This is a genomic window from Streptomyces sp. NBC_01268 (genome assembly GCF_036240795.1).
Classification (GTDB): domain Bacteria; phylum Actinomycetota; class Actinomycetes; order Streptomycetales; family Streptomycetaceae; genus Streptomyces.
In genome coordinates, this window is record NZ_CP108454.1 from 596,988 (window position 1) to 610,238 (window position 13,251).

Consider the following 13,251-nt stretch of genomic DNA (forward strand, 5'->3'; position numbering starts at 1 on the left):
CGTGAGGAAGACCGCTTTGATACGTGTCACACGCGGCGTGACCACCGCCGTGGCGCTGGTCGCCATAGCGGCTGCGTCGCCCTCGCCGGCGTACGCGCAGCCGTCACCGGGATCGCCGTCGGCGTCGCCGGGGAGCCGGGCCGGGGACGCCGGCCTCCCCGAGGGCTGGCAGATCTCCGGCACCGGCGCCGACAGCCACCTGGTGTGGACCTCGCCCGAGCCCGTCCGCATGGGCGACGCCCGGGTCGAGTTCCGTGCCGGGGACCGGCTGCTCGGCCTTCCGGAGGCCCAACGGGACGGCCGGACCTTCCGGTTGCCCCTCGGCGACGTCCGGATCGACAAGAACTCCGACCTGCGGGTGACGGCCGGCGGGCGGCGGCTCGACACCGCCGCGCCCGCCCGCTCGGCCCACGTCCGTCCGTCGGCCCCGGCCGCGCGCCCGCAGGCGCCGCTGCCCGCCAACGAGGTGGACCCGGGCAAGCCCGGCCCGTACCGGACGACCGGCGGCGAATACGCCCTGCGTTCCGTCTCGTTGCCCGGCTTCGCCAAGCCCGTCGAGATGCGCGCCATGGTCGTCGGCCCGACGAACGCTCCGGGCCGGCGCCCGGTGGCCCTGTTCCTGCACGGCCGCCACGCCACCTGCTACAAGCCCGGCACCGAGGACATGACCGGTGAGTGGCCGTGCGCCCCGGGCACCCAGCCGATACCCAGCCACCAGGGGTACCTCAAGGCCCAGAAACTGCTGGCCTCGCAGGGTTACGTGACGGTGTCCATCTCCGCCAACGGCATCAACGGGCAGGACTGGCAGTCCGAGGACGGTGGCGCGCAGGCCCGCTCCTCCCTCGTGCGCCAGCACCTCGCCCGCTGGGCCACCTGGGCGGCGAACCGGCCCTCCGCGCCGGCCGTCGTCCGCGGCACCGCGCCCGCCGACCTCTCCCGCGTCCTGCTCGTCGGTCACTCCCGTGGCGGCGAGGGCGTCAACCGGGCGGCGCTCGACAGCCTCTACCCGGCCCCCGCCGACCAGGACGGCTACCGCGGCCCGGTGCGCTGGAAGATCCGCGGCAACGTCCTCATCGGACCCACCGTCTTCGGCCAGAACCCGGCCCCCGACGTGCCCTCCACGACCATCCTGCCGGGCTGCGACGGCGACGTGTCCGACCTCCAGGGCCAGATCTACGTCGACGGCACCCGCGGCGTCAGCCAGGGCGCCGCCCTGCACAGCGCCGTCTACATGGTCGGCGCGAACCACAACTACTTCAACAGCGAGTGGACCCCGGGCCAGGCGAAGGCGTTCGCCTACGACGACTTCTCGTCCGAGGACGGCACCGACCCGCTCTGCAGCCCCGGCACCCGGACCCGGCTGACCGCCGACCAGCAGCAGACCGCGGGCGCCACCTACATCGCGGCCGCCGCCCGCCTGTTCGTCGGCGGGGACGACAAGGTCCGCCCGCTCCTCGACGGCACCGGCCGGCGCGCGCCCTCGGCCGGCCCGGCGCAGGTCGTCACCCACGCCGTCGGCGGGCGGCGCACGCCGGCCTTCCTGCCCGGCCCCTCGGTCACGGTGTCCGGCAGCGGCGGGCGCCTGTGCGCCCAGGTCGACCCGAACGCCGCCCGCTCCTGCCTGCCGCCCGAGGAAGGCGGCTCGCCGCACTTCGTGTACTGGGAGGCCTCGCCCGAACCCGGCCGTGACGCCGTCGCGCTGCGCTGGACCAACCCGGGCGCGCCCGTGACGGTCCGCTCGAAGCAGCCGGTCTCGCTGGCGGGCTCCGAGTCCCTGGCGCTGCGCCTGATCGTGCCGCCGAACACCACCGGCACCCAGCTGGACGTCGCCGTGACCGACGCCGCCGGGAAGCGCGCGGTCCTGGGCCGCGCCCGCGTGGACGGCATGCCGGGCAGCCCCCGGACCGCGTCCTCGTGGGCGCGCGAGATCCGCGTACCGCTGTCCGCCGCGTCCCGGGCCCGTCTCGACCTGAAGCGGATCGCCTCGCTCGAACTGACCCCGCGCAGCCGCGACGGCCGCGCCTGGCTGATGGACGCCTGGGGCTGGCGCCCGGGTACTCCGGCGGTCCGCCCGGGCGCGCTGGCGCGCGTCGACATCGGGCGCCTGTCGGTGCAGGAGGGGAACTCGGGGGTCCGCACGTACCGGGTCCCGGTCCGGGTCTCCGGGCAGGGCAGCGGCCAGGTCCGCCTGTTCGTCCCCAAGCCGGACAGCGACCAGGTGACCTCCCGTCTGGTGACGGTGCGCCCCGGGCGCCAGGACATCGTCGTCCCGGTCACGGTGCGGGGCAACACCCGCTTCGGCTACGACCTGTCGCAGGACGCGTTCGTGAAGGCGGTGCGCGGCGTCGTGGTCGGCGCCCACCGCGGCGGGGTGACCGCCCGGAACGACGACCCCATGCCGAAGGTGACGCTGACGCCCGTCGCGGACGACGTGACCGAAGGCGCGGCCCTGACCTGGCGGGTGACGCTCTCGGAGCCCGCCGACGTCGACATCATGGGTGCCATCGTCCTGGAGCCCGTGACCGGTGGGGCCGAGCTGTCCACGGCGGACGTCGACCGGAGCTGGCTGGAGGAGCAGCTCGGGCACGTGCCCGACCCGCCGGTGGCGCTGTCCCGGGCGATGGAGGGCAGCGGCCTGTACCTGGGCGTGAACATCGCGGCCGGGCAGACGAGCACGGAGCTGCGGGTCCCGACCGTCAAGGACGGGATCGCCGAGCCGGCCGAGTCGCTGCGGGGGCAGCTGACCACGTACGACGCCGACTGGGACCCGGTCCCGGGCCCGGTGATCACGGGGACGGTGCGGGACGCGGCGTGACGCGACCTGACCTGACCTGACCTGATCTGACCTGACCTGACCTGACCGGATCAGGAGGCGGACGCCGGGCCCTTCGGGGGCCGGTGTCCGCCTTTCCCGTACAGCAGGCAGGAGACCACGACCACCAGCGGCCAGACGGACTGCAGGCAGGTCACCAGGCGCTCGGCGACGCCCACGGCGCCGTGCCGCTGCATGTCGACGAGGAACCAGCCCGCTCCGAGCCCCATCAGTGCCGTCACGCCGACGGCGGGCACCGGCCTCAGGCCCCACGGCGCCGGTCCCGCGCGGTCGGCGGCGAGCACCGGCCACAGCGCCAGGAAGGCGAAGCCGGCGGCCGCGACCGAGCCGTGCCGGAGCGAGCCTCCGCTGAGGGGTGCGGGGAGCAGGGCGACGACCAGCGCCGTCACGCCGCCGGCGGCCAGGGCGACGCGTCCGGCGAGGGCGGCGGCCCGCAGCCCCCAGGCGGTGACCAGGTGGCAGACGCCGAGGCCGAACAGCCCGCCGGTCATCACCCACGCTCCCGGTGCCCCGTACGCGGCGAGGACGCTGATGGTCTGGGTGACGGGGTCGTAGCCGGGGCCGTGGAGCAGGCCCGCGATCGTCCAGCCGCCGATCAGGAGGACCGGGGCGCACCCCGAGGAGATCAGGGCCCACCGGGGAACTCGTCGCATCGCCCCACCGTAACCACGGCGGTGGGCCGCGGCGTTCCTCCGGCGCGCTCGCGTGGTCAGGTGGGTCCGAACGGTACGCGCCGGGCCCTCCCTCCTTCCCTCCCCCGGCGGATGCTCAGAGCCCGCCCCGGTAGCCGGGGTCGGGGAGCTGCCGGGGCTCCCAGCAGGCGTCCACGCCGTACAGGAAGAGGGCGAGGGCGAGCAGGGCGGTGAGGGCGGCCGTCCAGGGGCCGCGCGGTCGGCGCCTCCGGCGGAGCGTCAGCAGCCAGGCGACGAGGGGCAGCACGGTGGCGCCGAGGAGGATGAGCGGGAGGTCCACGAAGACCACGCTCAGGTCGCGGGCGTGCCCTTCGAATCCGCCGTCGATGCTGAAGGAGGCTCGCGGGGCCCAGTAGACCAGTGCCGCGAGGGCTCCCGCGGCGGTCAGCAGACAGCCGCCGGTGCTCTCGGCGGTGGTGCCGTCGGCGGACGCCGTGTCATGGGCCGTTCCGTCATCGGGTGTTCGCCCGTCCGGCGCCGGTTCGTCGCTCATACCCGGCAGGGACGCGGGCGCGCCGCTCGCGGTTGCGCTCCCGGGGCCGTGGCGGTCGCGGCGGGCACGGTGGCGGCACGCGCCGTCCGGGGGTCCCCTAACGTGGGCCCATGGTCAACTTTCCGCCACGGGTCGAACTCCACCCGCTCACCCTGTCCGACGAGGACGAGTTCTGCGCGCTCGTGCGCGCCAGCACCGAGCTGTACGGGCCGTGGATGCAGCTGCCCGCGACCGCGGAGGAGTTCCGGGTCTGGATGCGCCGCTTCGACGACGCCTCCAACCGCGGCTTCCTGATCCGGGTCCGGGAGACCGGCGCCGCCGCCGGCATGGTCAACATCAACTCGATCATCCGGGGGCGCTATCAGGGGGCGTCCCTCGGCTACGCGGCCTTCGCGCCGTCCGCGGGCCACGGGTACATGTCCGAGGGGATCGCCCTCGTCCTGGAACACGCCTTCACCGAGCTGCGGCTGCACCGGCTGGAGGCCAACATCCAGCCCGGGAACGAGCCGTCGCTGGCCCTGGTCCGACGGCTCGGCTTCCGGTACGAGGGGATGTCGCCCGGCTACCTCTACATCGACGGGGACTGGCGGGACCACGAGCGCTGGGCCGTCAACGCGCCGCGGCCGTGGACGCCCCACCACTCACTCCCCGAGGTCTGAGCCGTACGCGGTGCCTTCGGCTACGGCTCCGGGGCGAGGCGCTCGACGGCGACGAGCGCCGCGTCGTCGCCGAGGTGGCCGCCCGCGTACGCCTGGAGGTCGGCGCGCAGGCGGCCCAGCAGGGTCGGCGGGTCGTCCCCGACCCAGGCGGTGAGCCGCTCCGTCAGCGGGTAGAAGGCGCGGGAGGCGTCCCGGGCCTCGACGACCCCGTCGGTGTAGAGGAGCAGCACGTCGCCGGCGTCGAAGGGGAAGGTCTCCACGGTGACGGCGGGCGCGAGGACGTCGGAGAGGCCCAGCGGGGGGCTCGCGTCGGCGGTGTCGAGGGGGATCACCCGGCCCCGGCGCAGGAGCAGCGGCGGCGGGTGCCCGCAGTTGACGAGCCGCACGACGGGCTCGCGGTCGGGGATGTCGAGGACCAGCGCGGTGACGAAGGCCTCGTCCGAGGTGTCGTCGGCCTGCTCGGCGCCGACTCCCGTGCCCGGGTCCTCGTCGGTCACCTCGGCCGAGCCGACGCCCGCCTCCAGGTGTCCGATGAGGTCCGGCAGCTCCCGCTCGCGGCGGGCGGTGACCCGGAAGGCGCCCAGGACCAGGGAGGCTTCGCCGATCGCGTCGAGGCCCTTGCCGCGGGCGTCCCCGATCAGCAGGCGTGTCCCGTCGGCGGTGCGGGCCGCCGCGTACAGGTCGCCGCCCATCTGCGCCTCCTCCTCCGCCGCGAGGTAGACGGAGGCGATGTGCAGCGGTCCGGCGCGGTGCGGCAGGGGGCGCAGGACGACGCTCTGCGCGGCGTGGGCGATGGAGCGCAGCCGCCGCACCCTCTCCTCGTCCCGCTCGCGCAGGTGGGCGAAGAAGGTCGCGATGACCGAGATCAGGACCAGCGCGATGATCTGGTAGGTGTGGTTGAGGTCGGTGATGCTGGTCCGCGCGACCGCCACCACCGACTGGGCGGCCACCGCGACCGCGCCGACGAAGGCGGTCATGCGCGCGCCCGCGAACGAGGCCGTCACGGCGGGGGCGGCGATCAGGAAGGGCCCCAGGTGCACGTCGGGGGGTGACAGGACGTCCACGACGGTGACCACCGCGATGATCGCGAACGGCACGGCGAGCAGCAGTCGGCCGCCGCGCCGGCTGAGGCGGGGGACGGCGGATGCCTGCCGGTGGGGATCCATGTGAAAGGCCTACCCCAGGCGCTGAGGTATGTCCCGTTTGCCCCGACTCACGGCGCGGCACGCGCGTGCGCGCACCCGAGGGCCCGGGCCCGCAGCTTCCGCCCGTCGGCCGCTGACGGCCCATGACCGGCATCAGCCTTGCACCGTCCGCTGCCCGCTGTCCGCTGTCCGCTGTCCGCTTCATCCGTGCTCATCGGGGCGTCGACCGCAGCGGACGGCGGATGCACGACACGACCCCAACTCCCTTGGGACGCGCCGGTGACGAACGGTCCGCCGCGGCTCGTTCCGCAGCGCACGGGAACGCCCCGGAGTCCCATGGCGGCCTCCGGGGCGTTCGCCGCTCCCGCTACGCGTCGGCCGGACGGCGCGGCTCGCGCCACATGCCCCAGAGCATCGGACCGTCGCCGGGCAGCGGCACCTCCTCGCGCACGGTGAAGCCGAAGTGCTCGTAGACGGGGAGGTTGGCCGCCTTCGAGGACTCCAGGTAGACCGGCATGCCGGCCGCGTCGGCCTGGGCCAGGCCAGAGCGCAGCAGCGCGGCGCCGTGGCCCTGGCCCTGGGCGGCCGGGTCGGCGCCGATGAGCGACAGGGACCAGTGGGGCTCCTGCGGCGTGTGCGCGGCGGCGGTCTCGACGGCCGCACCGAACTGCGCGACGCGGTCGCCGAGGATGCTCTTGAGCTCCTCGATCGTGTCCGCGTCGGGCACGGCCTTCTCCTGCGCCTCGGCGGGCACCCAGAACGAGACGGCCGCGTCGGTGCGCTCGCACACGCCGTGGTGGACGTACTGGCGGGTGAAGATCGTGGTGAAGTAGCGGCTCAGCGAGGCCGCGCGGGAGGCGTCCTCCGGGAAGAACCAGCGCATCATCGGGTCGTCGTCGAAGGCGCTGGTCAGAATGGCGCTGATGAGTGCAGCGTCGTCGACCGTGGCCGTCTTGGGTATGTTCGTCATGGTCATGCGGCTCATTCTGCACGAGATGATCTTGAACTCTCGGGCGGGGTCCCCCCCACCCGGAGCGACCTCTCGTCAGGCGCGTCCCGCGGCCTTCTGGCTGCGCCGGGACAGCGAGTCGACGACCACGGCGGCGAGCAGCACGGAACCGGTGATCATGAACTGGACGGCGTTGCTGACACCCATGATGTTCATGCCCGACTGGATCGAGCCGATGACCAGCGAGCCCAGCAGCGCCGACCACACCGAACCCCGGCCGCCGAACAGGCTGGTGCCGCCGATGACGGCGGCGGCGATGACGTTCATCAGCAGGTTGCCACCGCCGGAGGTCTGGCTCGCGGACTGGATCTGGCCCGCCAGGAACAGCCCGCCGACGGCCGCCATCAGACCGGAGATCGTGAAGACGCTCATGCGGATGAACGGCACGCTGATGCCGGCCCTCCGGGCGCCCTCGATGTTGCCGCCGACCGCGAAGATCTGGCGCCCGTACCGGGTGCGCCGCAGCACGAAGTCCACGACGACCAGCAGGATCAGGAAGATGAGCAGCGCCAGCGGGAGGCCCTGGTACTGGTTGAGGATGTACGCGGTGGCGAAGGCGATCGCCCCGATCACGACGGTGCGCAGCACGATCTCGGCGACCGGCCGGAACGGCACCCGGGCCGCCTGGCGGCGCTTGGCGTCGAGCAGCGAGGCGAGCAGGAACAGACCGACCCCGACGCCCGCGGCGACGTAGGCGGTCGCCGGGCTGTGGAAGATCGTCGAGTACAGCTTGGAGACGACGCTCTCGCTCGGGATGTTGACGGTGCCGCTGCTGCCGAGCACCTGCAGCATGAGGCCGTTCCAGGCGAGGTTGCCCGCCAGGGTGACGACGAAGGCGGGCACGCCCACCTTGGCGAAGAAGAAGCCCTGGATGAGCCCGACGGCCGCTCCACCGACGAGCGCCACGAGCAGCGCCAGCCACTGGTTCATGCCGTTGATGACGTTCAGCACGGCGAAGAGCGCGGCGCACAGGCCGCTGACCGAGCCGACGGAGAGGTCGATCTCGCCGAGCAGCAGGACGAAGACGATGCCGACGGCGATCATGCCGGTGCCGACGATCTGCTGGCTGAGGTCGGAGAGGTTCTGCGCGGAGAGGAACGCGCTGTTGAGGCTGCCGAACACCGTCCAGATGATGATGACGGCCACGACGACGGGCAGCGAGCCCAGTTCGCCGCTGCGCAGCTTGCGGCGGAACTCCGTGGCGTAACCGCGCAGCCCCTCCTCACGGACGATCAGCCGGCTGTCGACGGCGGGCATCGCCTCGGGGGCGGTCCGCTGCGCCGCCTGGTCGGCGGCGGCGCGTTCGCCGCCGCCCGCGGGGCCGTCGAACCGACGGTCCCGGTCCTCGGGGTCTCCGGCGCGCCTCATCGTTCCTCCTCCCGACGCCCGCCGCCTTCGCCGCGCGCCTCCCGCTCCTCGCGGATGCGGGCCTGGCGGCGGGTGACGGCGCTGTCGCTGGCTCCGGTGATCGCGGAGATGATCTCCTCGGTCGTGGTGGAGCGCTTGTCGAAGAACCCGTTGTTCCGGCCGAGCCGGAGCACCGCGATCCGGTCGGCGACGGCCATCACGTCGACCATGTTGTGGCTGATGAGGATGGTGCCCAGGCCCTGGACACGGAGCCGTTCGACGAGGTCGAGGACCTCGGCGGTCTGCTCCACGCCGAGCGCGGCGGTCGGTTCGTCCAGGATGACGACCTTGGGGTCGCCGATGAGGGACCGCGCGATCGCCACGGTCTGCCGCTGGCCGCCGGAGAGGGAGGCCACCGGGATGCGGACGCTGGGGATGCGGATGGACAGGGTGTCGAGCAGTTCGCGGGAGCGCTGCTCCATGCGGACCTCGTCGAGCACTCCGAAGTGGCGCAGCTCCCTGCCGAGGAAGAGGTTGCCGACCACGTCGAGGTTGTCGCACAGGGCGAGGTCCTGGTACACGGTGGCGATGCCGAGGTTCTGGGCGTCGTGCGGGCGGCCGATGGTGACCGGCCGCCCCTGCCACTCGATGACGCCCTCGTCGGGCGGGTTGACCCCGGCGATCGTCTTGACGGCGGTCGACTTTCCGGCGCCGTTGTCGCCGACCAGGGCGACGACCTCACCGGGGTGGACCTCCAGGTCGAACTCCGACAGGGCCTGGACCGCGCCGAACCGCTTGGAGATCCCCCTCAGTGTCAGCACAGGTTCTTCCGGCAATTCCACCGCCTCCGACTACGTCAGGCCGGCCTGCTTGCACGCTGCCGCATAGGTCGGTGTGCAGATCTCCTGGACCGTGTACATGCCGTCCTTGACGACCGTGTCCTTGATGTTGTCCTTGTTGACGACGACCGGCTTGAGCAGGTTGGACGGCACCTTCTCGCCACTGCCGCTGGTCTTGGTGACCGGAACCAGGTCGGCAGGCAGCGACTTGCCCTGGGCGAAGTCGACGGCCATGGTCGCGGCGATGTCGGCCTCGGGCTTGTACGGCTTCTGGATGGTGATGGTCTGCGTGCCCAGCAGGATCCGCTGGATGGCGTCGAGTTGGGCGTCCTGTCCGGTCAACGGCACGTTCAGGCCTGCCGACTTGAGAGCCGTGGAGATACCGGCGGCCAGGCCGTCGTTGGCCGAGTAGACACCGACGATCTTGTCCTTGCCGAGTGCGCTGATGGCACCGGACATCTGCTGGTTGGCGTTGTTCGGGTCCCAGTTGGGGGTGTCGTACTCCTTGCCGATCGTCACCTTGCCGTCGAGCACGGAGTGCGCACCGGCCTTGAACTCGGCCGCGTTGGGGTCGGTCGGCGACCCGTTGTGCATCACGATGTCGCCGCTCTGCGCCTTGGCGCCGAGCGCGTCGAGCAGCGCCTGGCCCTGCAGTCTGCCGACCTCGCGGTTGTCGTAGGAGACGTAGGAGTCGACCGGACCCTGCGCGAGGCGGTCGTACGACACGACCTTCACGCCCGCGTCATGGGCCTTCTGCACGGAGGACTGGATGGACTTGGCGTCCACCGCGTCGAGGATCAGCACCTTGTCGCCCTTGGCGAGCGCGGTGTTGACCTGCTGCTGCTGGGTGGTGGCGCTCTCGGCGGCGTTGTAGTAGTCGACCTGGGCGCCCGGCGCCAGCTGCTGGATCTTCGCCTCGATGTACGGCCGGTCGAACTTCTCGTACCGGGTGGTCTTGCTCTCCGGGAGCAGCAGGCCGATCTTCACCTCTTCGGCCTTCGTCGGCGCGGACGCCGGCTGGAGTGCCCCGCTGGTCGACACCACTCCCAGGGAGAGCGCCGCGGTCCCCGCCAGGGCTATCGCGGCGCGCAATGTACGGGTCATGGGAGGCTCCTTTCGCACGCCGCGCGAGTCCGCCTGCCGAGACCGCGGGGGCGCGGGCGCACCTCTGGCCATATCTCGACATTAGACCCAACCACCAGCGGCGACCATTCGCGCTCGGCGCGCGGAATTCGGGGACGGAGTTCCGTTTCACCTGGGGTGGCCGCGGCGTCACGTCCCGTACCGGACTTTCCATCGGATTCGGACGCAGGGGGCGGCAAGGCGCGTGAATTCACGCCAATGACCGCGGAAACACCGACCCGACGGTTCGCCGGGAGTCACGATCTGAGCTCATTGTCCATTCGCATCGGACAGATGGAGCGCTCGTGTCGCGAAACGTTTCCCCTTCGCCCGTGCTCATCGAAAACCCCTCCGTCGCCTTCTCCAGCGCCCCGCAGCGGGCGCCGCTGCGGCACCTGGGCCGGCCCTCCCTGCGCACGTCGGTCTCGGGCACCCGGCGGCGCGCCCGCGGCGAGTCGCCGCGCGTCCTGCTGCTCGTGCCCTCCTACACGCGGGTGGTGGAGCCCTCTCCGGAACGGAGCAGCTTCCGGGCTCTCGGCCTGGACACCTTCGAGGTCATGAAGCGGGCCGGTACCCCGATCGGCCTGCTGCGCATCGCCACCAACGCCCGGCTCTCCGGCTTCGAGGTCAAGATCGTCGACTCGCCCTTCGCCGGCTGGGAACAGGAACGGCACCTGGTCGACCTCGGGGGCGGCAGCAACCTGGTCCGCTACGGCCTCGACGACGCTCAACTCCGCGCGATCATCGAGGAGTTCGACCCTGACGTGGTCGGCGTCCAGTGCATCTACACCGTCCAGTGGGGCAATGCCCGGGCCCTCGCCGACCTGGTCAAGGAGATCGATCCGTCCCTCGTGACGGTCACCGGCGGGGCGCACCCCAGCGGCGACTGGCGCTACTCGGTGCCCGACTCCCCCTTCGACCACGTGGTCATCAACGAGGCCGACCAGACGTTCACCGCGCTGCTGCAGGCGCTGACCGAGGAGGGAGGGGACATCGACGCCGTACCGGGCCTCGCGTACCGCCGCGCGGACGGCGCCGTGGTCCGGACGACGGCCTCCTCCCCGTACATGCGGATCCTGCCGAAGCGTCAGGGGCTGGACCAGCGGCTCGGCATGATGCCGCTGCCGGACTTCGGACTGCTGGACATGCGCCAGTACGAGCAGGCGTACCACTCCTCCGGCAAGCGGGTCCGGGCGCACGGCTCGTGGGCGCAGATCTTCTCGACGATCGGCTGCAACGTCGGCTGCGACTTCTGCTACATCCCCATGGTGAACGGGCCGTGGCGAGCGCTCGGCACCGACTGGTTCGACCTGCACCTCGGGGAGATCAGCAAGCAGGGCGTGACCGAGGTCCTCATCGAGGACGACCATCTGCTGCACGATCCGCTGTACGCGATGCGGGTCTTCGAGCTGCTCCGCAAGCACGACCTGCCGTGGGTCGAGGAGGGCGGCCTGAGCCTGTTCAACCTGGTGCTGCTGCACCTGGGCGAGAAGTTCGCCGCCACCATGGCCGAGTCGGAGCGGCGCAACCCCAACTTCCGGAACGTGCTCGCCGCGATGCGCGGCGGGCTGACCTGCCGGGACCTCATCAAGGCGATGGCGGACGGCGGCTGCTACAGCGTGTACCTCGCGGTGGAGAGCGCCAACGAGGACAGCCTGGAGCAGTCGGGCAAGCCGCGGCTCAACGCCTTCCAGCAGGCCACCGGCGAGATCGTCGAGATGTTCACGGAGTACGGGATCCAGGTCACCGGCGGATTCATGCTCGGCTTCGTCAATCCGCCCGAACGGCCCGGCGCCGAACCGTACATCGAGTCGCTGGAGCAGATCGAGAAGACCATCGACTACGCGGTGACGCTGATGGACCACGGCATGGCGTACGCGAACCCGTTCATCGTCACCCCGCTGCCGGGTACGAAGATGTGGGACTTCCAGAAGGACTACGTCGTCCGGCACTACGACAACGGCTGGTCGCACGAGAAGGCGACGATGGCCACGGAGAAGTGGAGCGCGGAGGACATCGAGCGGATGCGCCTGGAGCTCCTCGTGCGGGCCAACGGCGCCGACAAGGTGACCGAAATGGTCCGCCGGGGGACGTGGCCGGTGGACGCCTGACCGGCCGCCGACCCCCTATGTCCGGCGGCGCGCGGAGCGCAGGGCCTCGGCCGAGGCCAGCATGGCGCCGCCGGTGATCAGCACGCAGGCGACGGCGACGGGCCAGCTCGCCCCGGCCCGTCCCGTCGCGACCAGCAGACCCGTGGACAGCAGGGGGGCGAAGTAGGACACGGTACCCAGGAGCCGGATGTCACCGTGCTTGGTGCCGTGGTCCCAGACGTAGAAGGCACCGCCGACCGGGCCGACGCCCAGGGCGAGCACGGCGAGCCACTGCCAGCCGTCGGGGCGGACCGTGGTCTCGAAGAGCAGGTGGGCGACGCCGGCCAGCGCGGCGGTGGCCAGGCAGAAGAAGGCCACCGCGTCGGTCGGCACCTGTGGGTAGCGCCGGTTGGCGACCGAGTACACCGACCACACCACGGCGCAGACGGCCGCCGCGGCGTAGCCGAGCAGGTACTCGCCGCGGAAGTGCACGCCCTGCCCGCCGGTCACGAGCAGGAAGGTGCCACCGAGGCCGAGCACCGCGCCGGCCGTGTGCCACCAGCGCAGCCGCTCGCCCGGCAGCAGCGCGGAGAGCACGACGATCAGCAGCGGCCACAGGTAGGCGATGAGGCCGGCGTCGACGGGCGGGGCGTTGCGCAGGGCCAGGAAGTAGAAGAAGTGGTAGCCGAACAGTCCGCCGATCCCCAGCACCCAGGCGCCCGCGGGCAGCCCCCGCGCCAGGGCGGCGCCGCCGCGCAGGGCCCGCGGCAGCCCGATGAGCCCGCCGACGGCGAAGGCCATGGCGGTGAGCTGGAACGGCGGGATCCGCCCGGTGAGCGTGGTGAAGAGGGCGAGCGACGCCCACAGCAGCACGGCCACGCCGCCGACCGCGGTCGCCCTGAGGCGGCGCGCCGGGCCGGCGGCCGGGCCGGCGTCACCGGGGCCGTCCACGGAGGTGACGACCTGCTGTCGCGCGTCCTGTGCGTCCACGTGCTCCCCAGTCCCTCGGGTCCGGTGCTGCT

At 72.4% G+C, this 13,251-nt stretch carries 11 protein-coding genes; 3 read left to right on the top strand and 8 right to left on the bottom strand.

Features of this window, described 5'->3' with window-relative positions:
• The first annotated feature begins 16 nt into the window (after positions 1 to 16).
• The gene (locus OG309_RS02545) at positions 17 to 2,815 is read left to right on the top strand and encodes a hypothetical protein (protein ID WP_329417975.1); all 2,799 of its coding nucleotides are present in this window, start codon (positions 17 to 19) and stop codon (positions 2,813 to 2,815) included.
• 50 nt (positions 2,816 to 2,865) lie between these two features.
• Here the strand turns inward: OG309_RS02545 and OG309_RS02550 are convergent, their stop codons facing one another.
• A complete protein-coding gene (locus tag OG309_RS02550) occupies positions 2,866 to 3,486 on the bottom strand; it encodes a DUF998 domain-containing protein (protein WP_329417978.1) in 621 nt (206 codons plus the stop codon).
• A gap of 115 nt (positions 3,487 to 3,601) precedes the next feature.
• Positions 3,602 to 4,018 (bottom strand): hypothetical protein, encoded by a 417-nt coding sequence (locus OG309_RS02555; protein ID WP_329417980.1) that lies wholly within the window; start codon positions 4,016 to 4,018, stop codon positions 3,602 to 3,604.
• A gap of 110 nt (positions 4,019 to 4,128) precedes the next feature.
• On the opposite strand from OG309_RS02555, the gene OG309_RS02560 reads away from it, so the two are divergent.
• On the top strand, positions 4,129 to 4,677 hold the full coding sequence (locus OG309_RS02560) for a GNAT family N-acetyltransferase (RefSeq protein ID WP_329417982.1): 549 nt from the start codon (positions 4,129 to 4,131) through the stop codon (positions 4,675 to 4,677).
• Between the two features lie 20 nt (positions 4,678 to 4,697).
• On the opposite strand, the gene OG309_RS02565 is transcribed toward OG309_RS02560, so the two are convergent.
• From OG309_RS02565 to OG309_RS02585, 5 genes are all read right to left on the bottom strand, one after another.
• Positions 4,698 to 5,843: a PP2C family protein-serine/threonine phosphatase gene (locus tag OG309_RS02565; RefSeq protein ID WP_329417984.1), complete on the bottom strand. Its 1,146-nt coding sequence runs from the start codon at positions 5,841 to 5,843 to the stop codon at positions 4,698 to 4,700.
• A 346-nt stretch (positions 5,844 to 6,189) separates the two neighbouring features.
• Positions 6,190 to 6,798, bottom strand: coding sequence for a GNAT family N-acetyltransferase (locus OG309_RS02570; protein ID WP_329417986.1), 609 nt, complete (start codon positions 6,796 to 6,798; stop codon positions 6,190 to 6,192).
• 69 nt (positions 6,799 to 6,867) lie between these two features.
• On the bottom strand, positions 6,868 to 8,199 hold the full coding sequence (locus OG309_RS02575) for a sugar ABC transporter permease (protein ID WP_402545227.1): 1,332 nt from the start codon (positions 8,197 to 8,199) through the stop codon (positions 6,868 to 6,870).
• Complete coding sequence (locus OG309_RS02580) at positions 8,196 to 9,014, bottom strand: ATP-binding cassette domain-containing protein (RefSeq protein WP_329417988.1); 819 nt, start codon at positions 9,012 to 9,014, stop codon at positions 8,196 to 8,198. The genes OG309_RS02575 and OG309_RS02580 overlap by 4 nt, the downstream gene beginning before the upstream one ends.
• 15 nt (positions 9,015 to 9,029) lie before the next feature.
• Positions 9,030 to 10,121 (bottom strand): sugar ABC transporter substrate-binding protein, encoded by a 1,092-nt coding sequence (locus OG309_RS02585; RefSeq protein WP_329417990.1) that lies wholly within the window; start codon positions 10,119 to 10,121, stop codon positions 9,030 to 9,032.
• A 350-nt stretch (positions 10,122 to 10,471) separates the two neighbouring features.
• Here OG309_RS02585 and OG309_RS02590 point away from each other — a divergent pair, with 350 nt between their 5' ends.
• Positions 10,472 to 12,250 carry a B12-binding domain-containing radical SAM protein gene (locus OG309_RS02590; protein WP_329417992.1) on the top strand — a complete coding sequence of 593 codons (1,779 nt, stop codon included), beginning with the start codon at positions 10,472 to 10,474 and terminating at the stop codon, positions 12,248 to 12,250.
• A 15-nt stretch (positions 12,251 to 12,265) separates the two neighbouring features.
• Here OG309_RS02590 and yddG read toward each other — a convergent pair whose 3' ends face one another.
• A complete protein-coding gene (yddG, locus tag OG309_RS02595; RefSeq protein WP_329417994.1) occupies positions 12,266 to 13,219 on the bottom strand; it encodes an aromatic amino acid exporter YddG in 954 nt (317 codons plus the stop codon).
• Between the last annotated feature and the right edge of the window lie 32 nt (positions 13,220 to 13,251).

What these genes read in the sequence shown, in the direction of transcription:
- OG309_RS02550 (WP_329417978.1), bottom strand. Translation starts at nt 3,486, where the DNA reads ATGCGACGAGTTCCCCGGTGGGCCCTGATCTCCTCGGGGTGCGCCCCG.
- OG309_RS02555 (WP_329417980.1), bottom strand. Translation starts at nt 4,018, where the DNA reads ATGAGCGACGAACCGGCGCCGGACGGGCGAACACCCGATGACGGAACG.
- OG309_RS02560 (WP_329417982.1), top strand. Translation starts at nt 4,129, where the DNA reads ATGGTCAACTTTCCGCCACGGGTCGAACTCCACCCGCTCACCCTGTCC.
- OG309_RS02565 (WP_329417984.1), bottom strand. Translation starts at nt 5,843, where the DNA reads ATGGATCCCCACCGGCAGGCATCCGCCGTCCCCCGCCTCAGCCGGCGC.
- OG309_RS02570 (WP_329417986.1), bottom strand. Translation starts at nt 6,798, where the DNA reads ATGACCATGACGAACATACCCAAGACGGCCACGGTCGACGACGCTGCA.
- OG309_RS02575 (WP_402545227.1), bottom strand. Translation starts at nt 8,199, where the DNA reads ATGAGGCGCGCCGGAGACCCCGAGGACCGGGACCGTCGGTTCGACGGC.
- OG309_RS02585 (WP_329417990.1), bottom strand. Translation starts at nt 10,121, where the DNA reads ATGACCCGTACATTGCGCGCCGCGATAGCCCTGGCGGGGACCGCGGCG.